Source organism: Pseudomonas sp. GL_117, from assembly GCF_057835125.1.
Window position 1 is genome coordinate 3,782,590 of record NZ_CM174418.1, and the last position, 23,279, is coordinate 3,805,868.

The window sequence follows — 23,279 nt, forward strand, 5'->3', positions numbered from 1 at the left end:
GTCCTTTTTCAAGACACCCGTTGAAACCCTATGCGTGATCCAGCCCCTTCTGACACACAAAAGAAGCGCGTCATCGTCGGCATGTCCGGCGGCGTGGATTCTTCCGTTTCCGCCGTTCTGCTCATGGAGCAGGGTTATGAGGTGGAAGGCCTGTTCATGAAGAACTGGGAAGAAGACGATGGAACGGAATATTGCACCGCCATGGACGACCTGGCGGACGCCCAGGCCGTGTGCGACAAGATCGGCATCAAGCTGCACACCGCCAACTTCGCCGCCGAGTACTGGGACAACGTGTTCGAGCACTTCCTGGCTGAATACAAGGCCGGTCGCACGCCGAACCCGGACATCCTGTGCAACCGCGAAATCAAGTTCAAGGCGTTCCTCGACTACGCCATGATGCTTGGCGCCGATCTGATTGCCACTGGCCACTACGTGCGCCGCCGCGATGTCGACGGCCGCACCGAACTGCTCAAGGGCCTGGACCCAAACAAGGACCAGAGCTACTTCCTGCACGCCGTCGGCGGCGAACAGATCGCCAAGACCCTGTTCCCGGTGGGTGAGCTGGAAAAGCCCGAAGTGCGCAAGATCGCCGAGCAACACGGCCTGGCCACCGCCAAGAAGAAGGATTCCACCGGGATCTGCTTTATCGGCGAGCGCCGCTTCAGTGACTTCCTCAAGCAATACCTGCCAGCACAACCTGGCGAAATCAAAACCACCGACGGTGAAGTGATCGGCCGCCACCACGGCCTGATGTACCACACCATCGGCCAGCGCCAGGGCCTGGGCATCGGCGGCCTGAAAGACGCCGGCGAAGAGCCGTGGTACGTGCTGATCAAAGACCTGGAGCACAACGAGCTGATCGTGGGCCAGGGCAATGAACATCCATTGCTGTTCTCCGGCGCCCTGCTCGCTTCGGAAATCTACTGGGTCAACCCGATCGACCTGAGCACCCCACGCCGCCTGACCGCCAAAGTGCGCTATCGCCAGAGCGACCAGCCATGCACCCTGGAAAAAACCGCTACAGGCTACCGCGCAACCTTCGATGACCCGCAGCGCGCGGTCACTCCAGGCCAATCCGTGGTGTTCTATGACGGCGAAATCTGCCTGGGCGGCGGCGTGATTGAAATCGCCGAAGCCTGGAGCCAAAAGGCATGAGCCCGACCCAGGAGCAATTGACGGCACTGGGCGGGGTTTTCCTCGCCGCTGTATTGGTGGACAAGATCGCCAAGACCGGCCAGGTCACCGAGGCCGGCCTGACCTGCATGCTCGGCAGCCTGCTGATCCGCGACCCCAAGGACACCCTGGAAGTCTACGGTGGCGACGACCTGGCACTGCGCGAAGGTTATCGCGCGCTGATCGGCGCCCTGGAACGCGACCCCAGCACCCTGCAGCGCGAACCGCTGCGCTACGCCCTGTCGATGCTCGGGCTGGAGCGTCAACTGGCCAAGCGCGAGGATATGCTGGAGATCATCGGCAAGCGCCTGCCGCAGATTCAGTCCCAGGTGGAACACTTCGGCCCCGCCCACGAAAACGTGATCGCGGCCTGTGGTGCGCTGTACCAGGACACCTTGAGCACCTTGCGCCAGCGGATCCAGGTGCACGGCGACATGCGCAACCTGCAACAACCGAACAACGCCTCGAAAATCCGCGCCCTGCTCCTGGCCGGTATTCGTTCGGCGCGACTGTGGCGCCAGTTGGGCGGTCATCGTTGGCAGTTGGTCATCAGCCGTCGCAAATTGCTCAAAGAGCTTTACCCGTTGATGCGCAACGAATAAGTCGCAGCAACAAGCGTTTTTCAAGCCGTTACGCGTAATACGCCGGTCAGTTGGCGACGGACCGGCGGATTTTTTCATGTATGATACGCGCCCCATTTCGTTGCCCGACTGTCCGAGAACACCCCATGCAGCTCTCTTCGCTCACTGCGGTTTCCCCTGTTGACGGCCGCTACGCCGGCAAAACCCAGGCCCTGCGCCCTATTTTCAGCGAATACGGCTTGATCCGTGCTCGCGTCCTGGTTGAAGTGCGCTGGCTCCAGCGCCTGGCCGCTCACCCTGCCATCAGCGAAGTGCCGGCGTTCTCCGCCGAAGCCAACGCTGTATTGAACACCCTGGCGGAAAACTTCTCCCTGGAGCACGCCGAGCGCGTGAAAGAGATCGAGCGCACCACCAACCACGACGTAAAAGCCATCGAATACCTGCTCAAAGAGCAAGCGGCCAAGCTGCCAGAGCTGGCCCAGGTCAGCGAGTTCATCCACTTTGCCTGCACCAGCGAGGACATCAACAACCTGTCCCACGCACTGATGCTGCGCGAGGGCCGTGATGACGTGATGCTGCCGCTGATGCGCCAGACCGCCAATGCCATCCGTGAGCTGGCGATCCGCTTCGCCGACGTGCCGATGCTGTCGCGCACCCACGGCCAGCCGGCTTCGCCGACGACCCTGGGTAAAGAACTGGCCAACGTGGTGTACCGCCTGGAGCGTCAGATCGCTCAGGTCGCAGCCGTGCCGTTGCTGGGCAAGATCAACGGCGCCGTAGGCAACTACAACGCCCACCTCTCGGCCTACCCGGAGATCGACTGGGAAGCCAACGCCCGCGCCTTCATCGAAGATGAGCTGGGCCTGGGTTTCAACCCGTACACCACGCAGATCGAACCGCACGACTACATTGCCGAGCTGTTCGACGCGATCGCGCGCTTCAACACCATCCTGATCGACTTCGATCGCGACATCTGGGGCTACATCTCCCTGGGTTACTTCAAGCAGCGCACCATTGCCGGTGAAATCGGTTCGTCGACCATGCCGCACAAGGTCAACCCGATCGACTTCGAAAACTCCGAAGGCAACCTCGGCATCGCCAACGCCCTGTTCCAGCACCTGGCCAGCAAGTTGCCGATCTCCCGCTGGCAGCGCGACCTGACCGACTCCACCGTACTGCGCAACCTCGGTGTGGGCTTCGCTCACAGCGTGATCGCGTACGAAGCCAGCCTCAAAGGCATCAGCAAACTGGAACTCAACGAGCAGAAAATCGCCGCTGACCTGGATGCCTGCTGGGAAGTGCTGGCCGAGCCGATCCAGACCGTGATGCGCCGTTACAACATCGAAAACCCGTACGAGAAGCTGAAAGAGTTGACGCGTGGCAAGGGCATCAGCCCTGAAGCGCTGCAAACTTTCATCGACGGCCTGGACATGCCAGCCGCCGCCAAGGCCGAGCTGAAACTGCTCACCCCGGCCAACTACATCGGCAGCGCTGTAGAGCAAGCCAAGCGCATCTGATCATCGCAAGACCCTTTGAGACGCCCGGCCGCGCCGGGCGTTTTTATTCCAGTCTGAAAAGTGCTTTATTTCAATAGGTTACACATGAATCCTGACATCCCTCTTCAACTTCTGGGCGGCATCACGGCACGGGAATTCCTGCGCGATTACTGGCAGAAAAAGCCGCTGCTGATCCGCCAGGCCATCCCTGATTTCGAAAGCCCGATCGACGCCGACGAACTGGCCGGCCTGGCCCTTGAAGAAGAAGTCGAGTCGCGCCTGGTGATCGAACACGGCGAGCGTCCGTGGGAGCTGCGTCGCGGCCCGTTCGCCGAAGATGCCTTCAGCACCCTGCCCGAGCGCGAGTGGACCCTGCTGGTGCAAGCGGTTGACCAGTTCGTACCGGAAGTCGCCGAGCTGCTGGAGCAGTTCCGCTTCCTGCCAAGCTGGCGCATCGACGACGTGATGATCAGCTTCGCCGCGCCGGGTGGCAGCGTCGGCCCGCACTTCGACAACTACGACGTGTTCCTGCTGCAAGCCCAGGGCAAGCGCAACTGGAAGATCGGCCAGATGTGCAGCTCCGAAAGTCCGCTGCTGCAGCACGCTGACCTGCGCATCCTCGCCGAATTCGAAGAAAGCGCCGAGTGGGTGCTGGAGCCGGGCGATATGCTCTACCTGCCACCGCGCCTGGCGCACTTCGGCATCGCCGAAGATGACTGCATGACCTACTCGGTCGGCTTCCGCGCACCAAGTGCCGCCGAAGTGCTGACCCACTTCACCGACTTCCTCGCCCAATACCTGACCGACGAAGAGCGCTACACCGACGCCGATGCCCAGCCGGTCAGCGATCCGCACCAGATCCAGAGCGACGCCCTCGACCGCCTGAAAAGCCTGCTGGCCGAGCACATGAGTGATGAGCGCATGCTGCTGACCTGGTTCGGCCAGTTCATGACCGAGCCGCGCTACCCTGAACTGGTTGCCGGTGAGGAACTGGGCGAAGAAGACTTCATCAGAGCCCTGCAAGACGGTGCGATCCTGGTGCGCAACCCGAGCGCGCGCATGGCCTGGTCGGAAGTGGACGACGATGTACTGCTGTTCGCCAGCGGCCAGAGCCGTTACCTGCCGGGCAAACTGCGCGAGCTGCTGAAACTGGTGTGCTCCGCCGACGCCCTGCACGCCGAGAACCTCGGCCCATGGCTGGCCGACGAAGACGGCCGCGATCTGCTGTGCGAACTGGTCAAGCAAGGGAGCCTGGGGTTTGCCGATGAATAAGATTCACGTAAGTGTCGCGGACTGGCAAAAGGACATCGCTGAGATACGGCGCATTCGTGAAGCGGTATTTATCGCTGAGCAATCGGTTCCACCTGAGCTGGAATGGGACGCGGACGACGCTGATGCGGTGCATTTCCTCGCATTTGAAGGCGACTTTCCGATTGGCACCGCTCGCCTGCTGCCCAGCGGCGAGATTGGCCGCGTCTCGGTACTCAAGGACTGGCGCGGGCTGAAAGTCGGCGACAAGCTGATGGAAGCGGTGATCGGCGAAGCCGAGAAACGTGGCCAGACCAAGCAGTTCCTCAGTGCGCAGGTGTATGCGGCGCCGTTTTACGAGCGGCTGGGCTTCAAGATCGTCAGTGACGAGTTTCTTGAAGTCGGGATTCCGCATGTGGATATGGTGCGCGAGGGCTGACTCCAGACCGCGCCGCCTGCATCGCAGGCAAGCCAGCCCCCCACATTTGACCGAGGCCTCCCCTTGGAATGCGGTCAAAATGTGCGAGCGGGCTTGCTCGCGAAAGCGATATCAGCCGCACTACAAATGCCCTGCACTGCCAGGGCATTTTGCCGTCTACGATTCAACAAGCACCCCATCCAGCCGACAAACTGGCACTATCCAGCCTAAATGACTCGCAGAGATAACGGACATGTCCCTACGCACCCTGCTCACCGCCCTGCTCCTGACCGCCAGCGTCACGGCCATGGCCGACACCGAAGTCGTCAACCTGAGCAACCGTACCAGCGCCGACCTGCTGCCAGTGGCGCAGAATTTCATTGGCAAGGACGGCACCGTGAGCGCCTACGGTAACCAACTGATCGTCAAGGCAGACCCCGCCAAGATCCAGGACCTGCGCGCCCTGCTCTCGCAGCTCGACACCCCGGCCAAGCGCCTGCTGATCACCGTCGACACCAACGAGAACAACCAGCAGAGCGGCGACAACCAGACCCGCATCATCAGCTACGGCACCGCCAGCCGTGAAGGCGGCGTGCAGCAGATCCAAGCCAGCGAAGGTGTACCCGCACTGATCCAGGTCGGCCAGAGCGTTCCGCTGACCACGACCCAGCCGGATGCCTATGGCCGCCCGCAAAACCAGACCCAATACCGCAACGTAACCCAGGGCTTCTACGTGACCGCCAGCGTCACCGGCGACACCGTGCACCTGGCGATCAGTACCAACCGTGACCGCATGAGCCAAGAACGTCCCGATGTAGTGAACGTACAAAGTACCGACACAACTGTCAGCGGGCGCCTGGGTGAGTGGATCACCCTGGCCGGCATCAACCGCGAGACCCAGGCCGACAAATCCTCCACAACCCGCACCTACTCTACTCAGGGCCGCGATGACCTGACTTTGCGGGTCAAGGTCGACACCCTGAACTGAAGCACCAAAAACTGACTGATGAGTCGTCTTAGGCTAAAGATGTAGTGCTTGAAAAATAGCACTACAAAACATTTGACGATCCAAAAAAGCATGGGCATGATGGCCTCGCTCCCGCTAATCAGGGGCCCTGGCAAGGGCCTTCGGATCGCGCTCCAAGCTACCCACCCGAGCCGATTCGTGTCTGTACCGCCCACAAGGTGTGTTTGACGAGGTTGCGACTGGAACGAAGTTGTCCCGAGGGACGGAAGCCAACCAGGTAACCCGGCAATACACTGATGGATCGTACAAAGGCCCACGACGCCCGAAGACCGCCCGCAGTTCGCCTCTACCTGCTCAACTCCTCCTTGAGTCAATCGTTCATCCCGTCGCATTCCCCCGCCAGACCCGACATGACCGCCTAGGCTTCTGGTCAGCGAGCAGCCCTGCCCATGCATTGAATGCACGGCTGGAAAACGGATCTTCTAAACAAGACGCGACGAGGTTTACTCCCATGGCACTGACACGCGAACAGCAAATTGCAGCCCTCGAAAAAGACTGGGCTGAAAACCCACGCTGGAAAGGCGTGACCCGCGCTTATTCCGCTGCTGACGTCGTCCGCCTGCGTGGCTCGGTTCAACCTGAGCACACCTTTGCAAAACTCGGCGCCGAGAAGCTGTGGAACCTGGTCACCCAAGGGGCCAAGCCTTCCTTCCGTCCCGACAAAGATTTCGTCAACTGCATGGGCGCCCTCACTGGCGGCCAGGCAGTCCAACAGGTAAAAGCCGGTATCCAGGCGATCTACCTGTCCGGCTGGCAAGTGGCAGCGGACAACAACTCCGCTGAATCCATGTACCCCGACCAATCGCTGTACCCGGTGGACTCGGTTCCAACCGTGGTCAAGCGCATCAACAACTCGTTCCGTCGTGCCGACCAGATCCAGTGGAAAGCCGGCAAGAACCCGGGCGACGCAGGCTACATCGACTACTTCGCACCTATCGTGGCTGACGCAGAAGCCGGCTTCGGCGGCGTACTGAACGCCTACGAGCTGATGAAGAGCATGATCGAGGCTGGCGCTGCGGGCGTGCACTTCGAAGACCAACTGGCTTCGGTGAAGAAATGCGGCCACATGGGCGGCAAGGTACTGGTCCCAACCCAGGAAGCCGTACAGAAGCTGACCGCTGCCCGTCTGGCGGCTGACGTTGCCGGCACGCCAACCATCATCCTGGCGCGTACCGACGCCAACGCGGCTGACTTGCTGACATCGGATTGCGACCCGTACGACAAACCGTTCGTCACCGGCGAACGTACCCAGGAAGGCTTCTACAAAGTCCGCGCTGGCCTGGACCAAGCCATTGCCCGCGGCCTGGCCTACGCCCCGTATGCCGACCTGATCTGGTGCGAAACCGCCAAGCCGGACCTGGACGAAGCCCGTCGCTTCGCTGAAGCGATCAAGAAGGAATACCCGGACCAACTGCTGTCCTACAACTGCTCGCCTTCTTTCAACTGGAAGAAGAACCTGGACGACGCGACCATCGCCAAGTTCCAGCGCGAACTGTCCGCCATGGGCTACAAGCACCAGTTCATTACCCTGGCCGGCATCCACAACATGTGGCACAGCATGTTCAACCTGGCGCACGACTACGCCCGCAACGACATGACTGCCTACGTGAAGCTGCAGGAGCAGGAATTCGCTGACGCCGCCAAGGGTTACACTTTCGTGGCGCACCAGCAGGAAGTGGGCACCGGCTACTTCGACGACATGACCACCGTGATCCAGGGCGGCACCTCGTCCGTGACCGCACTGACCGGCTCGACCGAAGAAGAGCAGTTCCACTAAGCACCGCGTACACGGCCACTGCAGCCCGAAGTAAGACCTAACCGCAGTGCCGCACAAAGATCACGCCCCGACCTGTTCGGGGCGTTTTTTTTGCACAGTTGAAAATCCGACTGACACAACACAGATCAAAATGTGGGAGCTGGCTTGCCTGCTCCCACAAGGGAAATGCATTCAGCCCGGAGATTTTCGGCAAAACATTGACCCAGAGCGGTATTTGCGCGCGAAAAAACGGTTAAAAGATCCCCGCCGACAACTAAGCGACAATCAAGCAAGTAACGCTAACTTTCCGCGCCGCACGAGAAACATTCGCTTAAACCCCACGCAAACAATATTCATTATCATTTGGCGCATAAAAACTTCGTTACAGGCTAAACAAAACACATTTGATAAAATGCCCGCTAATGCCCGCTACACAAGGGCTACAGCCCCATCGAGGTGCACTATGTCCTTATTCCATCGAATAATTTCGCCATAGGAATTTTACTTGCCCGGTGTTTAGCCATAAAATCACCGCGATTGATTGCAGTGCGACATATCGTCACTGCATCGTTACTTTTTCGAGCTCAGAGACCTTTGCTCTCTGTTAAGGATTTCCAGCATGACCGAAGCGACAGGACTCATGGCCCACAACTGGGGCTTTGCCATTTTCCTCCTCGGTGTTGTCGGCCTCTGCGCCTTCATGCTCGGCGTCTCCAGCCTCCTCGGGTCAAAAGCCTGGGGCCGCAGCAAGAATGAACCGTTCGAGTCCGGCATGCTGCCTACAGGTGGCGCCCGCTTGCGGCTCTCAGCCAAATTCTATCTGGTCGCGATGCTGTTCGTGATCTTCGATATCGAAGCCCTCTTTCTCTTTGCCTGGTCTGTGTCCGTCCGCGAAAGCGGCTGGACCGGATTCGTCGAAGCTCTCGTTTTCATAGCAATTCTGTTGGCAGGCCTTGTCTACCTATTCCGAGTGGGCGCCCTTGATTGGGCTCCGGAAGCTCGTCGTAAGCGGCAAGCGAAGCTGAAACAATGAGGCTTTGGCGATGCAATACAATCTCACCAGGATCGACCCGGATGCTCCTAACGATCAGTACCCCATCGGCGAACGGGAAACCGTCTCCGATCCGTTAGAAGATCAAGTCCACAAAAACATCTACATGGGCAAGCTGGAAGACGTGCTGAGTGGCGCGGTCAACTGGGGGCGTAAGAACTCCCTGTGGCCGTACAACTTCGGTCTTTCGTGCTGCTACGTGGAGATGACCACCGCCTTCACGGCTCCCCATGACATCGCGCGCTTCGGCGCCGAGGTTATCCGGGCATCACCGCGCCAGGCGGATTTCATGGTTATCGCCGGCACCTGCTTCATCAAGATGGCGCCGATCATCCAGCGCCTCTACGAGCAAATGCTTGAACCCAAGTGGGTGATCTCCATGGGTTCGTGCGCCAACTCCGGTGGCATGTACGACATCTACTCCGTAGTCCAAGGGGTGGACAAGTTCCTGCCCGTGGATGTCTACGTGCCTGGCTGCCCGCCTCGCCCTGAAGCGTTCTTGCAAGGCTTGATGCTGTTGCAGGAATCGATAGGCAAGGAACGTCGCCCACTGTCCTGGGTTGTCGGAGATCAAGGCGTGTATCGCGCCGAGATGCCTTCGCAAAAGGAACAGCGCCGCGAACAGCGAATCGCAGTCACCAACCTGCGCAGCCCTGACGAAGTCTGATCCAGCACCGCTTCTTTTATAGAACGAAACCCTGGCTTCATTCTTTACGTTGACCGAAAGCGATAAAAAAACCATGACTACAGGCAGCGCTCTGTACATCCCGCCTTATAAGGCAGACGACCAGGATGTGGTCGTCGAACTCAATAACCGTTTTGGCCCTGACGCTTTCACCGCCCAGGCCACACGTACCGGCATGCCGGTGCTGTGGGTGGCGCGCGCCAAGCTCGTCGAAGTCCTGACCTTCCTGCGTAACCTGCCCAAGCCGTACGTCATGCTCTATGACCTGCATGGCGTGGACGAACGTCTGCGCACCAAGCGTCAAGGGCTGCCGAGCGGCGCCGATTTCACCGTGTTCTACCACTTGATGTCGCTGGAGCGTAACAGCGACGTGATGATCAAGGTCGCGCTGTCCGAAAGCGACCTGAGCGTCCCGACCGTAACCGGTATCTGGCCGAACGCCAGTTGGTACGAGCGTGAAGTCTGGGACATGTTCGGTATCGACTTCCCCGGCCACCCGCACCTGACGCGCATCATGATGCCGCCAACGTGGGAAGGTCACCCGCTGCGCAAGGACTTCCCTGCCCGCGCCACCGAATTCGACCCGTTCAGTCTCAACCTCGCCAAGCAACAGCTTGAAGAAGAGGCCGCGCGCTTCCGTCCGGAAGACTGGGGCATGAAACGCTCCGGCACCAACGAGGACTATATGTTCCTCAACCTGGGCCCGAACCACCCTTCGGCCCACGGTGCCTTCCGTATCATCCTGCAACTGGACGGCGAAGAAATCGTCGACTGCGTACCAGACATCGGCTACCACCACCGTGGTGCCGAGAAGATGGCCGAACGTCAGTCGTGGCACAGCTTCATCCCGTACACCGACCGTATCGACTACCTCGGCGGCGTGATGAACAACCTGCCGTATGTGCTCTCGGTGGAGAAACTGGCCGGCATCAAGGTGCCAGACCGCGTCGACACCATCCGCATCATGATGGCCGAGTTCTTCCGGATCACCAGCCACCTGCTGTTCCTGGGTACCTACATCCAGGACGTCGGCGCCATGACCCCGGTGTTCTTCACCTTCACCGACCGTCAACGCGCCTACAAGGTCATCGAAGCCATCACCGGTTTCCGCCTGCACCCGGCCTGGTATCGCATCGGTGGCGTGGCCCACGACCTGCCGAACGGCTGGGAACGCCTGGTTAAAGAGTTCATCGACTGGATGCCAAAGCGTCTGGACGAGTACCAAAAGGCCGCGCTGGACAACAGCATTCTCAAGGGCCGTACCATCGGCGTCGCCCAGTACAACACCAAGGAGGCCCTGGAGTGGGGTGTCACTGGTGCTGGCCTGCGTTCCACCGGCTGCGATTTCGACGTGCGTAAAGCCCGCCCGTACTCCGGCTATGAGAACTTCGAGTTCGAAGTACCGCTGGCAGCCAATGGCGACGCCTACGACCGTTGCATCGTGCGCGTCGAAGAAATGCGCCAGAGCCTGAAGATCATCGAGCAGTGCATGCGCAACATGCCGGCAGGTCCGTACAAGGCGGATCACCCGCTGACCACGCCGCCGCCGAAAGAGCGCACGCTGCAGCACATCGAAACCCTGATCACGCACTTCCTGCAGGTTTCGTGGGGTCCGGTCATGCCGGCCAACGAATCCTTCCAGATGATCGAAGCGACCAAGGGTATCAACAGTTATTACCTGACGAGCGATGGCGGCACCATGAGCTACCGCACCCGGATCCGTACCCCAAGCTTTGCCCACTTGCAGCAGATCCCTTCGGTGATCAAAGGCGAGATGGTCGCGGACTTGATTGCGTACCTGGGTAGTATCGATTTCGTTATGGCCGACGTGGACCGCTAAGCATGAACAGCACGCTTATCCAGACAGACCGTTTCACCCTCAGTGAAACCGAGCGCTCGGCCATCGAGCACGAGCTGCATCACTACGAAGACCCGCGCGCGGCGTCGATCGAAGCCTTGAAGATCGTCCAGAAGGAACGTGGCTGGGTGCCGGACGGCGCCCTCTACGCCATCGGCGAGATCCTCGGCATCCCTGCCAGCGACGTTGAAGGCGTGGCTACGTTCTACAGCCAGATCTTCCGCCAGCCAGTGGGCCGCCACATCATTCGCGTGTGCGACAGCATGGTCTGCTACATCGGCGGCCACGAGTCGGTGGTCGACGCGATCCAGACCAAACTCGGCATCGGCCTCGGCCAGACCACTGCAGACGGGCGCTTCACCCTGCTGCCGGTGTGCTGCCTGGGCAACTGCGACAAGGCGCCGGCGTTGATGATCGACGACGACACATTCGGTGACGTACAGGCAGCTGGCGTGACCCAATTGCTCGAGGGCTACCCATGACCCTGACATCTTTCGGCCCGGCCAACCTGATCAAGCGTTCGCCTGAAACCCACCCGCTGACCTGGCGCCTGCGTGACGATGCCGAGCCGGTATGGCTCGACGAGTACCAGGCCAAGAACGGTTACGCGGCAGCGCGCAAAGCCTTCGCCGACATGGCCCAGGACGACATTGTCCAGACCGTGAAGGACGCCGGCCTCAAAGGTCGCGGCGGTGCAGGCTTCCCCACGGGGGTCAAGTGGGGCCTGATGCCCAAGGACGAATCCATCAACATCCGCTACCTGCTGTGCAACGCGGATGAAATGGAGCCGAACACCTGGAAAGACCGCATGCTGATGGAGCAACTGCCCCATCTGCTGATCGAAGGCATGCTGATCAGTGCCCGCGCACTGAAAACCTACCGCGGCTATATCTTCCTGCGTGGCGAGTACACCACCGCCGCCAAGCACCTCAACCGTGCCGTGGAAGAAGCCAAGGCCGCGGGCCTGCTGGGCAAGAACATCCTCGGTTCGGGCTTTGACTTCGAACTGTTCGTGCACACCGGCGCCGGGCGTTACATCTGCGGTGAAGAGACCGCACTGATCAACTCCCTCGAAGGCCGCCGCGCCAACCCGCGCTCCAAGCCGCCCTTCCCTGCCGCCGTAGGCGTGTGGGGCAAGCCGACCTGTGTGAACAACGTAGAAACCCTGTGCAACGTGCCGGCGATCATCGCCGACGGCGTGGACTGGTACAAATCGTTGGCTCGCGAAGGCAGCGAAGACATGGGCACCAAGCTCATGGGCTTCTCCGGCAAGGTCAAGAACCCTGGCCTGTGGGAACTGCCGTTCGGCGTGACCGCACGCGAGCTGTTCGAGGACTACGCCGGCGGCATGCGCGACGGCTACACCTTGAAAGCCTGGCAACCAGGCGGCGCCGGCACCGGTTTCCTGCTGCCCGAGCACCTCGACGCCCAGATGTATGCCGGCGGTATCGGCAAGGTCGGCACCCGGATGGGTACGGGCCTGGCGATGGCGGTGGACAACACCGTGAACATGGTCTCGCTGCTGCGCAACATGGAGCAGTTCTTTGCCCGTGAATCCTGCGGCTTCTGCACCCCATGCCGCGATGGCCTGCCGTGGAGCGTCAAGCTGCTGATGGCCCTGGAAAAAGGCGAAGGCCGCGAGGGTGACATCGAGACCCTGCTGGGTCTGGTCGGTTTCCTCGGCCCGGGCAAGACCTTCTGTGCTCACGCACCGGGCGCCGTAGAGCCATTGGGCAGCGCAATCAAGTACTTCCGCTCGGAGTTCGAAGCCGGTATCGCGCCTACCAGCGCCGCCGTCCCGCCTCTGGCGAAGCCGATCGTAGTCGGCGCGTAACGCTTAAAAAGCGAAGGGTCCGTGCCCTTCGCTTTCTCATGTGCTGACGCCTTGATGGCTGTGTAGATGCACATGAATAACAAGATTCCATTAGCCACGCCCGCTGACAACGGGCCAACGAAGAACTTTGAACCATGGCCACTATCCACGTAGACGGCAAAGCGCTCGAAGTCGATGGGGCAGACAACCTGTTACAGGCGTGTCTGTCACTCGGCCTCGATATTCCGTATTTCTGCTGGCACCCCGCACTTGGTAGCGTCGGTGCCTGTCGCCAGTGCGCGGTCAAGCAATACACCGACGAAAACGACACCCGTGGTCGTATCGTCATGTCCTGCATGACCCCAGCCACCGACAACACCTGGATTTCCATCGATGATGAGGAATCCAAGGCGTTCCGCGCCAGTGTCGTCGAATGGCTGATGACCAACCACCCCCACGACTGCCCGGTCTGTGAGGAAGGCGGTCACTGCCACCTGCAAGACATGACAGTGATGACCGGCCACAACGAGCGCCGTTATCGCTTCACCAAGCGTACCCACCAGAACCAGGACCTCGGCCCGTTCATTTCCCACGAAATGAACCGCTGCATCGCCTGCTATCGTTGCGTGCGCTTCTATAAAGACTACGCCGGCGGCACCGACCTCGGCGTGTTCGGCGCCCACGACAACGTGTACTTCGGTCGCGTTGAAGATGGCGTGCTCGAAAGCGAGTTCTCCGGCAACCTCACCGAGGTCTGCCCGACCGGTGTATTCACCGACAAGACTCACTCCGAGCGCTACAACCGCAAGTGGGACATGCAGTTCGCCCCGAGCATCTGCCATGGCTGCTCCAGCGGTTGCAACATCTCCCCGGGCGAGCGCTACGGCGAACTGCGTCGGATCGAAAACCGCTTCAACGGTTCGGTCAACCAGTACTTCCTGTGCGACCGTGGCCGTTTCGGCTATGGCTACGTCAACCGCGAAGACCGCCCACGCCAGCCACTGCTGGCCAACGGCGGCAAGCTGAGCCTGGACGAAGCGCTGGATAAAGCCGCCGACCTGCTGCGCGGCCGCAATATCGTCGGTATCGGTTCGCCCCGCGCCAGCCTCGAAAGCAACTTCGCGTTGCGCGAACTGGTCGGTGCCGAGCACTTCTACAGCGGTATCGAAGCCGCTGAGCTGGAGCGCATCCGCCTGGTCCTGCAAGTGCTGAACGACAGCCCGCTGCCAGTCCCGAACATGCGCGACATCGAAGACCACGACGCGATTTTCGTGCTCGGCGAAGACCTGACCCAGACCGCTGCCCGCGTGGCCCTGTCGCTGCGTCAGTCGGTCAAGGGCAAGGCCGAAGAAATGGCCGACGCCATGCGCGTCCAGCCATGGCTCGACGCGGCGGTGAAAAACATCGGCCAGCACGCGCTGAACCCGCTGTTTATTGCCAGCCTGGCTGAAACCAAGCTCGACGACATCGCCGAAGAATGTGTGCACGCCGCACCAGACGACCTGGCCCGCATCGGTTTTGCCGTGGCCCACGCCCTCGACGCCAGCGCGCCTGCCGTCGAAGGCCTGGACAGCGAAGCCGTCGCACTGGCCCAGCGTATCGCCGACGCCCTGCTGGCCGCCAAGCGTCCATTGATCATTGCCGGCACCTCGTTGGGTTCCAAGGCGCTGATCGAAGCCGCCGCCAACATCGCCAAGGCCTTGAAGCTGCGCGACAAGAACGGTTCCATCAGCCTGATCGTGCCGGAAGCCAACAGCCTTGGCCTGGCAATGCTCGGTGGCGAGTCCCTGGACGCCGGCCTGCAAGCGGTGATCGACGGCAACGCCGACGCCATCGTGGTGCTGGAAAACGACCTGTACACCCGCACCGATGCCGCCAAGGTTGACGCGGCACTGGACGCTGCCAAGGTCCTGATCGTCGCCGATCACCAAAAGACCGCCACCAGCGACCGTGCCGACCTGGTGCTGCCAGCCGCCACCTTCGCCGAAGGCGACGGTACCCTGGTCAGCCAGGAAGGCCGTGCCCAGCGCTTCTTCCAGGTGTTCGATCCGAAGTACATGGACGCCAGCATCCTGGTTCACGAAGGCTGGCGCTGGCTGCATGCCCTGCGCGCCACCCTGCTGAACCAGCCGATCGACTGGACCCAGCTCGACCACGTGACCGCTGCCACCGCCGCGAGCGCGCCGCAACTGGCCCGCATCGTCGACGCCGCGCCGTCCGCCGCGTTCCGCATCAAGGGCATGAAACTGGCCCGTGAGCCGCTGCGTTACTCCGGTCGTACCGCCATGCGCGCCAACATCAGCGTGCACGAACCGCGTACTCCGCAAGACACGGATACCGCGTTCGCCTTCTCCATGGAAGGTTACTCGGGGTCGGCCGAACCGCGTCAGCAGGTGCCATTCGCCTGGTCGCCGGGCTGGAACTCGCCGCAGGCCTGGAACAAGTTCCAGGACGAAGTCGGTGGTCATATCCGCGCTGGCGACCCGGGCACCCGCCTGATCGAAAGCACCGGTGATTCGCTGAACTGGTTCGCCGCCGTCCCGCGTCCGTTCAACCCGGCCCAGGGCACCTGGCAGGTTGTGCCGTTCTTCCACCTGTTCGGCAGCGAAGAGAACTCTTCCAAAGCCGCGCCGGTGCTAAGTCGCATTCCTGAAGCCTACGTGTCGCTGGCCAAGTCCGAAGCCGACCGCCTGGGCGTCAACGACGGTGCCCTGCTCAGCCTGAACGTGGCCGGCCAGACCCTGCGTCTGCCGCTGCGCATCAATGAAGAGCTGGGCGCTGGCCTGGTTGCACTGCCTAAAGGCATCGCCGGCATTCCAGCGGCGATCTTCGGCAAAACCGTTGACGGTCTGCAGGAGGCAGCGCAATGACTTGGTTCACTCCTGAAGTGATCGACGTGATCATCTCGGTGGTCAAGGCCATCGTGATCCTGTTGGCCGTGGTCGTTGCGGGCGCCCTGCTCAGCTTCGTCGAACGTCGCCTGCTGGGCTGGTGGCAGGACCGTTACGGTCCGAACCGCGTTGGCCCGTTCGGCATGTTCCAGATCGCGGCCGACATGCTGAAGATGTTCTTCAAGGAAGACTGGACCCCGCCGTTCGCCGACAAGGTGATCTTCACCCTGGCACCGGTGGTGGCCATGAGCGCCTTGCTGATCGCCTTCGCGATCATCCCGATCACCCCGACCTGGGGCGTGGCGGACCTGAACATCGGCTTGCTGTTCTTCTTTGCCATGGCCGGTTTGTCGGTCTACGCGGTGCTGTTCGCCGGTTGGTCGAGCAACAACAAGTTCGCCCTGCTGGGCAGCTTGCGGGCCTCGGCCCAGACCGTGTCCTACGAAGTGTTCATGGGCCTCGCGCTGATGGGCATCGTGGTGCAGGTCGGCTCGTTCAACATGCGCGACATCGTCGAGTACCAGGCGCAGAACCTGTGGTTCATCATTCCGCAGTTCTTCGGCTTCTGTACCTTCTTCATCGCTGGCGTCGCCGTGACTCACCGTCACCCGTTCGACCAGCCGGAAGCGGAACAGGAACTGGCCGACGGCTACCACATCGAATACGCCGGCATGAAATGGGGCATGTTCTTCGTTGGTGAGTACATCGGCATCATCTTGATCTCGGCCCTGCTGGTCACGCTGTTCTTCGGCGGCTGGCACGGTCCGTTCGGCATCCTGCCGCAGTTGGCGTTCTTCTGGTTCTTCCTGAAGACCGCGTTCTTCATCATGTTGTTTATCCTGCTGCGCGCTTCCATTCCGCGTCCACGATACGACCAGGTGATGGATTTCAGCTGGCGCTTCTGCCTGCCGCTGACCCTGATCAATTTGCTGGTGACGGCTGCCGTTGTGTTGTTGAACACGCCCGCCGGCGCGGTTCAGTGAGGATTTGACCCATGTTCAAATATATTGGCGACATCGTTAAGGGTACCGGTACCCAGTTGCGAAGCCTGGTGATGGTGTTCGGTCACGGCTTTCGAAAACGCGACACCCTGCAATACCCGGAAGAAGCGGTGTACCTGCCGCCGCGCTATCGCGGCCGTATCGTACTGACCCGCGACCCCGATGGCGAAGAGCGTTGCGTAGCCTGCAACCTGTGCGCCGTGGCGTGCCCGGTGGGTTGCATCTCCCTGCAGAAAGCTGAAACCGAAGACGGTCGCTGGTACCCGGACTTCTTCCGCATCAACTTCTCGCGCTGCATTTTCTGCGGCCTCTGCGAGGAAGCTTGCCCGACCACCGCAATCCAGCTGACCCCGGATTTCGAGATGGCCGAGTTCAAACGTCAGGACCTGGTGTACGAGAAAGAAGATCTTCTGATCTCTGGTCCCGGTAAAAACCCTGATTACAACTTCTATCGTGTTGCAGGTATGGCCGTTGCCGGTAAGCCGAAAGGCGCCGCACAAAACGAAGCCGAGCCGATCAACGTGAAGAGCTTGCTGCCTTAAGGAAGAAAGATGGAATTCGCTTTCTATTTCGCGTCCGGTATTGCAGTGGTGTCCACGCTTCGCGTGATCACCAACACCAATCCTGTGCACGCCCTGCTCTACCTGATCATTTCGTTGATCGCCGTGGCCATGACCTTCTTCAGCCTCGGCGCGCCGTTCGCCGGTGTACTGGAAGTGATCGCCTACGCTGGCGCCATCATGGTGCTGTTCGTGTTTGTGGTGATGATGCTCAACCTCGGGCCGGCTTCGGTCGCCCAGGAACGCGTCTGGCTCAAACCCGGCATCTGGCTCGGCCCGGTCGTACTGGCAGCCTTGCTGCTGGGTGAACTGCTGTATGTGCTGTTCGCTCACCAGAGCGGCCAGGCCATCGGCCACACCACCGTAGACGCCAAGGCCGTGGGCGTCAGCCTGTTCGGCCCATACCTGCTGGTGGTCGAACTGGCTTCGATGCTGCTGCTCGCTGCAGCCATCACCGCCTTCCACTTGGGCCGCAACGAAGCCAAGGAGCAATGACGATGCCTGCTATCCCTTTGGAGCATGGTCTGGCGGTCGCCGGCATCCTGTTCTGCCTTGGCCTGGTCGGCCTGATGGTCCGCCGTAACATTCTGTTCGTGTTGATGAGCCTGGAAATCATGATGAACGCTGCGGCACTGGCCTTCATCGTTGCCGGTGCACGTTGGGGCCAGCCGGATGGACAAGTCATGTTCATCCTGGTGATCAGCCTGGCAGCCGCCGAGGCCAGTATTGGCCTGGCGATCCTGCTGCAACTGTATCGTCGCTTCCACACGCTTGATATCGACGCTGCCAGTGAGATGCGCGGATGAACATGATCTTTCTGACTTTCGTATTTCCCCTGATCGGTTTCCTGCTGCTGTCGTTCTCTCGCGGACGCTGGTCGGAAAACCTCTCGGCCCTGGTGGGCGTGGGTTCCATTGGCCTGTCGGCGATCGTCGCCGCCTATGTCATCTGGCAATTCAATGTGGCGCCGCCGGAAGGTGGTCACTACACCCTGGTGCTGTGGCAGTGGATGTCGGTGGAGGGCTTCAAGCCCAACTTCGCCCTCTACGTCGACGGCCTGTCGATCACCATGCTTGGCGTGGTCGTCGGCGTGGGCTTCCTGATCCACCTGTTCGCGTCCTGGTACATGCGCGGTGAAGCGGGCTACTCGCGCTTCTTCTCGTACACCAACCTGTTTATCGCCAGCATGCTGTTCCTGGTGCTGGGCGATAACCTGTTGTTCCTGTACTTCGGCTGGGAAGGCGTAGGCCTGTGCTCGTACCTGTTGATCGGTTTCTACTACAGCAACCGCAACAACGGCAACGCGGCACTCAAGGCCTTTATCGTCACCCGTATCGGCGACGTGTTCATGGCCATCGGCCTGTTCATCCTGTTCCAACAGGTGGGCACGCTGAACATCCAGGAACTGCTGGTACTGGCGCCGCAGAAATTCCAGGTCGGCGACTTCTGGATCACCCTCGCTACCCTGATGCTGCTGGGCGGCGCCGTGGGTAAATCCGCGCAACTGCCATTGCAAACCTGGCTGGCGGATGCGATGGCCGGTCCTACCCCGGTTTCCGCACTGATCCACGCCGCAACCATGGTCACCGCCGGTGTCTACCTGATCGCCCGTACCCACGGCCTGTTCACCCTGGCGCCGGACATCCTGCACCTGGTGGGCATCGTTGGTGGCGTGACCCTGGTACTGGCCGGCTTCGCCGCGCTGGTACAGACCGACATCAAGCGGATCCTCGCCTACTCGACCATGAGCCAGATCGGCTACATGTTCCTGGCCCTGGGCGTTGGTGCCTGGGACGCGGCGATCTTCCACCTGATGACCCACGCTTTCTTCAAGGCCCTGCTGTTCCTTGCTTCCGGTGCGGTGATCGTTGCCTGCCACCATGAGCAGAACATCTTCAAGATGGGCGGCCTGTGGAAGAAACTGCCACTGGCCTACGCCAGCTTCATCGTCGGTGGTGCCGCCCTGGCCGCCCTGCCGTTGGTGACCGCCGGTTTCTACTCCAAGGATGAAATCCTCTGGGAAGCCTTTGCCAGCGGTAACCAGAACCTGCTGTACGCAGGCCTGGTGGGTGCGTTCATGACCTCGCTGTACACCTTCCGCTTGATCTTCATCACCTTCCACGGTGAAGCCAAGACCGAAGCACACGCAGGCCACGGCATCTCCCACTGGCTGCCATTGTCGGTGCTGATCGTGCTGTCGACCTTCGTCGGCGCCATGATCACCCCGCCCCTGCACGGTGTACTGCCGCAAAGCGTCGGCCATGCCGGCGGCGAAGCCCAGCACAGCCTGGAAATCGCCTCGGGCGCCATCGCCATCGCCGGTATCCTGCTGGCAGCCCTGTTGTTCCTCGGCAAGCGTCGCTTTGTGACGGCCGTGGCCAACAGTGGCATTGGCCGCTTCCTGTCCGCCTGGTGGTTCGCTGCCTGGGGCTTCGACTGGATCTACGACAAACTGTTCGTCAAGCCTTACCTGGCCATCAGCCATGTACTGCGCAAAGACCCGCTCGACCAGACCATCGGTTTGATCCCGCGCGCCGCCAAGGCCGGTCACACCGCCCTGAGCCGCAGCGAAACCGGTCAACTGCGTTGGTATGCCGCTTCCATGGCTGCCGGTGCTGTGCTGGTTATTGGTGCCATCGTCGTGGTAGCGGTCTGATTATGAACACTGCCAACTTTGCGAACTTGCGAAAGGAAACGAGCCTGTCATGATTCTGCCCTGGCTAATCCTGATCCCCTTTATCGGCGGCCTGCTCTGCTGGATGGGTGAACGCTTCGGCGCCACCCTCCCCCGCTGGATTGCGTTGCTGACCATGTCCCTGGAACTCGCTCTCGGCCTCTGGCTGTGGGCCCATGGCGACTATTCATTTGCTCCGGCACCGGGCGTCGATCCCACCTTCGCGCTTGAATTCAAGCATGTGTGGATCCAGCGCTTCGGCATCAACGTGCACCTGGCCCTCGACGGCCTGTCGCTGTTGATGATCCTGCTGACCGGCCTGCTGGGTATCCTTTCGGTACTCTGCTCCTGGAAAGAGATCCAGCGTCACGTGGGCTTCTTCCACCTGAACCTGATGTGGATCCTGGGCGGTGTGGTTGGCGTGTTCCTCGCCCTCGACCTGTTCATGTTCTTCTTCTTCTGGGAAATGATGCTGGTGCCGATGTACTTCCTCATCGCGCTCTGGGGTCACAGTTCTTCGGACGGCAAGAAAACCCGGATCTATGCGGCGACCAAGTTCTTCATCTTCACCCAGGCTTCCGGCCTGATCATGTTGGTGGCGATCCTGGGTCTGGTACTGGTCAACTTCAACAACACCGGCGTGATTACCTTCAACTACGCCGACCTGTTGAAAACCAAGATGTCCCTGACCACCGAGTACATCCTGATGCTGGGCTTCTTCATCGCCTTCGCGGTGAAGCTGCCAGTGGTGCCGTTCCACTCCTGGTTGCCTGACGCTCACGCCCAGGCACCGACCGCGGGTTCCGTGGACCTGGCCGGTATCTTGTTGAAGACTGCCGCTTACGGCCTGCTGCGTTTCGCCCTGCCGCTGTTCCCGAATGCCTCGGCCGAGTTCGCGCCGATCGCCATGACCCTGGGTCTGATCGGGATCTTCTACGGTGCGTTCCTCGCCTTCGCCCAAACCGACATCAAGCGCCTGATTGCCTTCTCGTCCGTTTCCCACATGGGTTTCGTACTGATCGGCATCTACTCCGGCAGCCAACTGGCGCTGCAAGGCGCGGTGATCCAGATGCTGGCCCACGGTGTCTCGGCCGCTGCCCTGTTTATCCTGAGTGGCCAGCTGTACGAGCGCCTGCACACCCGTGACATGCGTGAAATGGGTGGCGTGTGGTCGCGCATCGCCTACCTGCCGGCGATCAGCCTGTTCTTCGCCGCCGCGTCCCTGGGCTTGCCGGGTACCGGCAACTTCATCGGCGAGTTCCTGATCCTGATGGGGGCCTTCGTGCAGACGCCATGGATCAGCGCCATCGCAACGTCCGGCCTGGTGTTCGGTTCGGTCTACTCGTTGATCATGATCCACCGCGCCTACTTCGGCCCGGCCAAGTCCGACACCGTCCTGCAAGGGATGGATGCTCGCGAACTGATCATGGTGCTCGGCCTTGCGGTACTGCTGATCTACATCGGCGTGTACCCGCAACCGTTCCTGGACACTTCTGCCGCAACGATGCATGGCGTGCAGCAGTGGTTCGGCACCGCCTTCTCTCAACTCGCTTCGGCCCGGTAAGAGCGCTATGGAATTCACGATCCAACACTTTATCGCGCTTGCGCCGCTGCTGATTACCAGCCTCACCATCGTGGTGGTGATGCTGGCTATCGCCTGGCGCCGCAATCACTCACAAACGTTCCTGCTGTCCTGTGCCGGTCTGAACCTGGCCCTGCTGTCGATCATCCCGGCCCTCAAGGTCGCGCCACTGGCCGTAACGCCACTGATGATGGTCGATGACTTTGCCCTGCTGTACATCGCACTGATCCTGGTGGCGACACTGGCCTGCGTCACCCTCGCCCACGCCTACCTCGGCGAAGGCGGCACCGGCTACCCAGGCAACCGCGAAGAGCTGTACCTGCTGATCCTGCTGGCTGCGGCCGGTGGCATCGTGCTGGTCAGCGCACAGCACCTGGCGGGCCTGTTCATCGGCCTGGAACTGCTGTCGATCCCGACCTACGGCCTGGTGGCCTACGCCTTCTTCAACAAGCGTTCCCTGGAAGCCGGCATCAAGTACATGGTGCTGTCGGCCGCCGGTTCCGCGTTCCTGTTGTTTGGTATGGCCCTGCTGTACGCCGAAGCCGGCAGCCTGAGCTTCACTGGTATCGGTCATGCCCTGGCCACCACCAGCATGCCTGCGCCGATTGCCCAACTGGGCCTGGCCATGATGCTGATCGGCCTGGCGTTCAAGCTGTCGCTGGTGCCGTTCCACCTGTGGACCCCGGACGTGTACGAAGGCGCCCCGGCGCCGGTGGCTGCGTTCCTGGCTACCGCGTCGAAAGTCGCCGTGTTTGCCGTGATGGTGCGTCTGTTCCAGATCTCCCCTGCCGCCAACACCGGCGTCCTGAGCGACGTACTGACCGTGATCGCCATCGCGTCGATCCTGTTCGGTAACCTGCTGGCACTGACCCAGAACAACCTCAAGCGTCTGCTGGGTTACTCGTCCATCGCACACTTCGGCTACCTGCTGATCGCCCTGGTGGCGAGCAAAGGCCTGGCCGTGGAAGCCATGGGCGTGTATCTGGTCACCTACGTGATCACCAGCCTTGGTGCGTTCGGCGTGATCACCCTGATGTCCTCGCCGTTCAAAGGCCGTGACGCCGACGCCCTGTACGAATACCGCGGCCTGTTCTGGCGCCGTCCGTACCTGACCGCCGTACTCACCGTGATGATGCTGTCCCTGGCCGGTATCCCGCTGACTGCAGGCTTCATCGGCAAGTTCTACATCGTCGCCACCGGCGTTGAAGCCCACCAGTGGTGGTTGGTTGCCTCGCTGGTACTGGGCAGCGCCATCGGCGTGTTCTACTACCTGCGCGTGATGGTCACCCTGTACCTGATCGAGCCAAACCTGCGTCGCGTGGATGCCGAGCTGCATTGGGAACAGAAGGCAGGCGGCGTGATGCTGTTGGCCATCGCCCTGCTCGCGTTCTTCCTGGGCGTGTACCCACAACCGTTGCTCACTCTGGTGCAGCACGCGGTGTTGGGCGTTTGATCGCTTAGCAAG

Annotated in this window: 20 protein-coding genes; all 20 read left to right on the forward strand. The window is 61.0% G+C overall.

Translation table 11 applies throughout. The annotated features are described in order from the left end of the window. The first annotated feature begins 30 nt into the window (after positions 1 to 30). The 20 genes from mnmA to nuoN all read left to right on the forward strand — a co-directional run bounded on the left by mnmA (position 31) and on the right by nuoN (position 23,267). Positions 31 to 1,155 carry a tRNA 2-thiouridine(34) synthase MnmA gene (mnmA, locus tag AC3ISR_RS17065; RefSeq protein WP_192296559.1) on the forward strand — a complete coding sequence of 375 codons (1,125 nt, stop codon included), beginning with the start codon at positions 31 to 33 and terminating at the stop codon, positions 1,153 to 1,155. Then, positions 1,152 to 1,775, forward strand: coding sequence for a high frequency lysogenization protein HflD (gene hflD, locus AC3ISR_RS17070; protein WP_176999529.1), 624 nt, complete (start codon positions 1,152 to 1,154; stop codon positions 1,773 to 1,775). Before mnmA ends, hflD begins: the two co-directional genes overlap by 4 nt. 125 nt (positions 1,776 to 1,900) lie before the next feature. Continuing rightward, positions 1,901 to 3,271, forward strand: coding sequence for an adenylosuccinate lyase (gene purB, locus AC3ISR_RS17075; protein WP_463983580.1), 1,371 nt, complete (start codon positions 1,901 to 1,903; stop codon positions 3,269 to 3,271). Between the two features lie 84 nt (positions 3,272 to 3,355). Further along, positions 3,356 to 4,522: a ribosomal protein uL16 3-hydroxylase gene (locus AC3ISR_RS17080; RefSeq protein WP_463983579.1), complete on the forward strand. Its 1,167-nt coding sequence runs from the start codon at positions 3,356 to 3,358 to the stop codon at positions 4,520 to 4,522. Then, on the forward strand, positions 4,515 to 4,937 hold the full coding sequence (locus tag AC3ISR_RS17085; protein WP_192296561.1) for a GNAT family N-acetyltransferase: 423 nt from the start codon (positions 4,515 to 4,517) through the stop codon (positions 4,935 to 4,937). The genes AC3ISR_RS17080 and AC3ISR_RS17085 overlap by 8 nt, the downstream gene beginning before the upstream one ends. A 232-nt stretch (positions 4,938 to 5,169) precedes the next feature. Beyond that, complete coding sequence (locus AC3ISR_RS17090; RefSeq protein WP_463983578.1) at positions 5,170 to 5,904, forward strand: secretin N-terminal domain-containing protein; 735 nt, start codon at positions 5,170 to 5,172, stop codon at positions 5,902 to 5,904. A gap of 490 nt (positions 5,905 to 6,394) precedes the next feature. Beyond that, a complete protein-coding gene (gene aceA, locus AC3ISR_RS17095) occupies positions 6,395 to 7,720 on the forward strand; it encodes an isocitrate lyase (protein ID WP_192296563.1) in 1,326 nt (441 codons plus the stop codon). Positions 7,721 to 8,318: 598 nt separating this feature from the next. Further along, positions 8,319 to 8,732: an NADH-quinone oxidoreductase subunit A gene (locus tag AC3ISR_RS17100; RefSeq protein ID WP_003219575.1), complete on the forward strand. Its 414-nt coding sequence runs from the start codon at positions 8,319 to 8,321 to the stop codon at positions 8,730 to 8,732. Positions 8,733 to 8,742: 10 nt separating this feature from the next. Beyond that, positions 8,743 to 9,417, forward strand: coding sequence for a NuoB/complex I 20 kDa subunit family protein (locus AC3ISR_RS17105; protein WP_012724951.1), 675 nt, complete (start codon positions 8,743 to 8,745; stop codon positions 9,415 to 9,417). Positions 9,418 to 9,490: 73 nt separating this feature from the next. Then, complete coding sequence (gene nuoC / locus AC3ISR_RS17110) at positions 9,491 to 11,275, forward strand: NADH-quinone oxidoreductase subunit C/D (protein WP_192296564.1); 1,785 nt, start codon at positions 9,491 to 9,493, stop codon at positions 11,273 to 11,275. Positions 11,276 to 11,277: 2 nt separating this feature from the next. After that, the gene (gene nuoE, locus AC3ISR_RS17115) at positions 11,278 to 11,775 is read left to right on the forward strand and encodes an NADH-quinone oxidoreductase subunit NuoE (RefSeq protein ID WP_192296565.1); all 498 of its coding nucleotides are present in this window, start codon (positions 11,278 to 11,280) and stop codon (positions 11,773 to 11,775) included. Then, positions 11,772 to 13,127: an NADH-quinone oxidoreductase subunit NuoF gene (gene nuoF, locus AC3ISR_RS17120; protein WP_135307454.1), complete on the forward strand. Its 1,356-nt coding sequence runs from the start codon at positions 11,772 to 11,774 to the stop codon at positions 13,125 to 13,127. Before nuoE ends, nuoF begins: the two co-directional genes overlap by 4 nt. A 134-nt stretch (positions 13,128 to 13,261) precedes the next feature. After that, positions 13,262 to 15,976 (forward strand): NADH-quinone oxidoreductase subunit NuoG, encoded by a 2,715-nt coding sequence (nuoG, locus tag AC3ISR_RS17125; protein ID WP_463983577.1) that lies wholly within the window; start codon positions 13,262 to 13,264, stop codon positions 15,974 to 15,976. Continuing rightward, positions 15,973 to 16,980 (forward strand): NADH-quinone oxidoreductase subunit NuoH, encoded by a 1,008-nt coding sequence (gene nuoH, locus AC3ISR_RS17130; protein ID WP_017137518.1) that lies wholly within the window; start codon positions 15,973 to 15,975, stop codon positions 16,978 to 16,980. The genes nuoG and nuoH overlap by 4 nt, the downstream gene beginning before the upstream one ends. An 11-nt stretch (positions 16,981 to 16,991) precedes the next feature. Then, on the forward strand, positions 16,992 to 17,540 hold the full coding sequence (gene nuoI / locus AC3ISR_RS17135) for an NADH-quinone oxidoreductase subunit NuoI (protein WP_003174725.1): 549 nt from the start codon (positions 16,992 to 16,994) through the stop codon (positions 17,538 to 17,540). Between the two features lie 9 nt (positions 17,541 to 17,549). Further along, entirely contained in the window at positions 17,550 to 18,053 is a 504-nt protein-coding gene (gene nuoJ, locus AC3ISR_RS17140; RefSeq protein ID WP_017527176.1) for an NADH-quinone oxidoreductase subunit J, read from the forward strand. Positions 18,054 to 18,055: 2 nt separating this feature from the next. Continuing rightward, positions 18,056 to 18,364 (forward strand): NADH-quinone oxidoreductase subunit NuoK, encoded by a 309-nt coding sequence (gene nuoK, locus AC3ISR_RS17145; protein WP_003174727.1) that lies wholly within the window; start codon positions 18,056 to 18,058, stop codon positions 18,362 to 18,364. Further along, positions 18,361 to 20,214 carry an NADH-quinone oxidoreductase subunit L gene (nuoL, locus tag AC3ISR_RS17150; protein ID WP_095015610.1) on the forward strand — a complete coding sequence of 618 codons (1,854 nt, stop codon included), beginning with the start codon at positions 18,361 to 18,363 and terminating at the stop codon, positions 20,212 to 20,214. The genes nuoK and nuoL overlap by 4 nt, the downstream gene beginning before the upstream one ends. Before the next feature lie 49 nt (positions 20,215 to 20,263). Continuing rightward, on the forward strand, positions 20,264 to 21,796 hold the full coding sequence (gene nuoM / locus AC3ISR_RS17155) for an NADH-quinone oxidoreductase subunit M (protein WP_010209575.1): 1,533 nt from the start codon (positions 20,264 to 20,266) through the stop codon (positions 21,794 to 21,796). A 7-nt stretch (positions 21,797 to 21,803) separates the two neighbouring features. Beyond that, positions 21,804 to 23,267 (forward strand): NADH-quinone oxidoreductase subunit NuoN, encoded by a 1,464-nt coding sequence (gene nuoN, locus AC3ISR_RS17160; RefSeq protein ID WP_192296567.1) that lies wholly within the window; start codon positions 21,804 to 21,806, stop codon positions 23,265 to 23,267. Positions 23,268 to 23,279 lie beyond the last annotated feature (12 nt).

Bases quoted from the DNA above. Each gene is read 5' to 3' on its own strand.
- nuoK (WP_003174727.1), top strand. From the start codon at position 18,056: ATGCCTGCTATCCCTTTGGAGCATGGTCTGGCGGTCGCCGGCATCCTG.
- nuoG (WP_463983577.1), top strand. From the start codon at position 13,262: ATGGCCACTATCCACGTAGACGGCAAAGCGCTCGAAGTCGATGGGGCA.
- AC3ISR_RS17100 (WP_003219575.1), top strand. From the start codon at position 8,319: ATGACCGAAGCGACAGGACTCATGGCCCACAACTGGGGCTTTGCCATT.
- AC3ISR_RS17105 (WP_012724951.1), top strand. From the start codon at position 8,743: ATGCAATACAATCTCACCAGGATCGACCCGGATGCTCCTAACGATCAG.
- purB (WP_463983580.1), top strand. From the start codon at position 1,901: ATGCAGCTCTCTTCGCTCACTGCGGTTTCCCCTGTTGACGGCCGCTAC.
- AC3ISR_RS17085 (WP_192296561.1), top strand. From the start codon at position 4,515: ATGAATAAGATTCACGTAAGTGTCGCGGACTGGCAAAAGGACATCGCT.
- nuoJ (WP_017527176.1), top strand. From the start codon at position 17,550: ATGGAATTCGCTTTCTATTTCGCGTCCGGTATTGCAGTGGTGTCCACG.
- hflD (WP_176999529.1), top strand. From the start codon at position 1,152: ATGAGCCCGACCCAGGAGCAATTGACGGCACTGGGCGGGGTTTTCCTC.
- nuoF (WP_135307454.1), top strand. From the start codon at position 11,772: ATGACCCTGACATCTTTCGGCCCGGCCAACCTGATCAAGCGTTCGCCT.
- nuoN (WP_192296567.1), top strand. From the start codon at position 21,804: ATGGAATTCACGATCCAACACTTTATCGCGCTTGCGCCGCTGCTGATT.
- nuoH (WP_017137518.1), top strand. From the start codon at position 15,973: ATGACTTGGTTCACTCCTGAAGTGATCGACGTGATCATCTCGGTGGTC.
- nuoL (WP_095015610.1), top strand. From the start codon at position 18,361: ATGAACATGATCTTTCTGACTTTCGTATTTCCCCTGATCGGTTTCCTG.
- AC3ISR_RS17080 (WP_463983579.1), top strand. From the start codon at position 3,356: ATGAATCCTGACATCCCTCTTCAACTTCTGGGCGGCATCACGGCACGG.
- AC3ISR_RS17090 (WP_463983578.1), top strand. From the start codon at position 5,170: ATGTCCCTACGCACCCTGCTCACCGCCCTGCTCCTGACCGCCAGCGTC.
- nuoC (WP_192296564.1), top strand. From the start codon at position 9,491: ATGACTACAGGCAGCGCTCTGTACATCCCGCCTTATAAGGCAGACGAC.
- nuoE (WP_192296565.1), top strand. From the start codon at position 11,278: ATGAACAGCACGCTTATCCAGACAGACCGTTTCACCCTCAGTGAAACC.
- mnmA (WP_192296559.1), top strand. From the start codon at position 31: ATGCGTGATCCAGCCCCTTCTGACACACAAAAGAAGCGCGTCATCGTC.
- nuoM (WP_010209575.1), top strand. From the start codon at position 20,264: ATGATTCTGCCCTGGCTAATCCTGATCCCCTTTATCGGCGGCCTGCTC.
- aceA (WP_192296563.1), top strand. From the start codon at position 6,395: ATGGCACTGACACGCGAACAGCAAATTGCAGCCCTCGAAAAAGACTGG.
- nuoI (WP_003174725.1), top strand. From the start codon at position 16,992: ATGTTCAAATATATTGGCGACATCGTTAAGGGTACCGGTACCCAGTTG.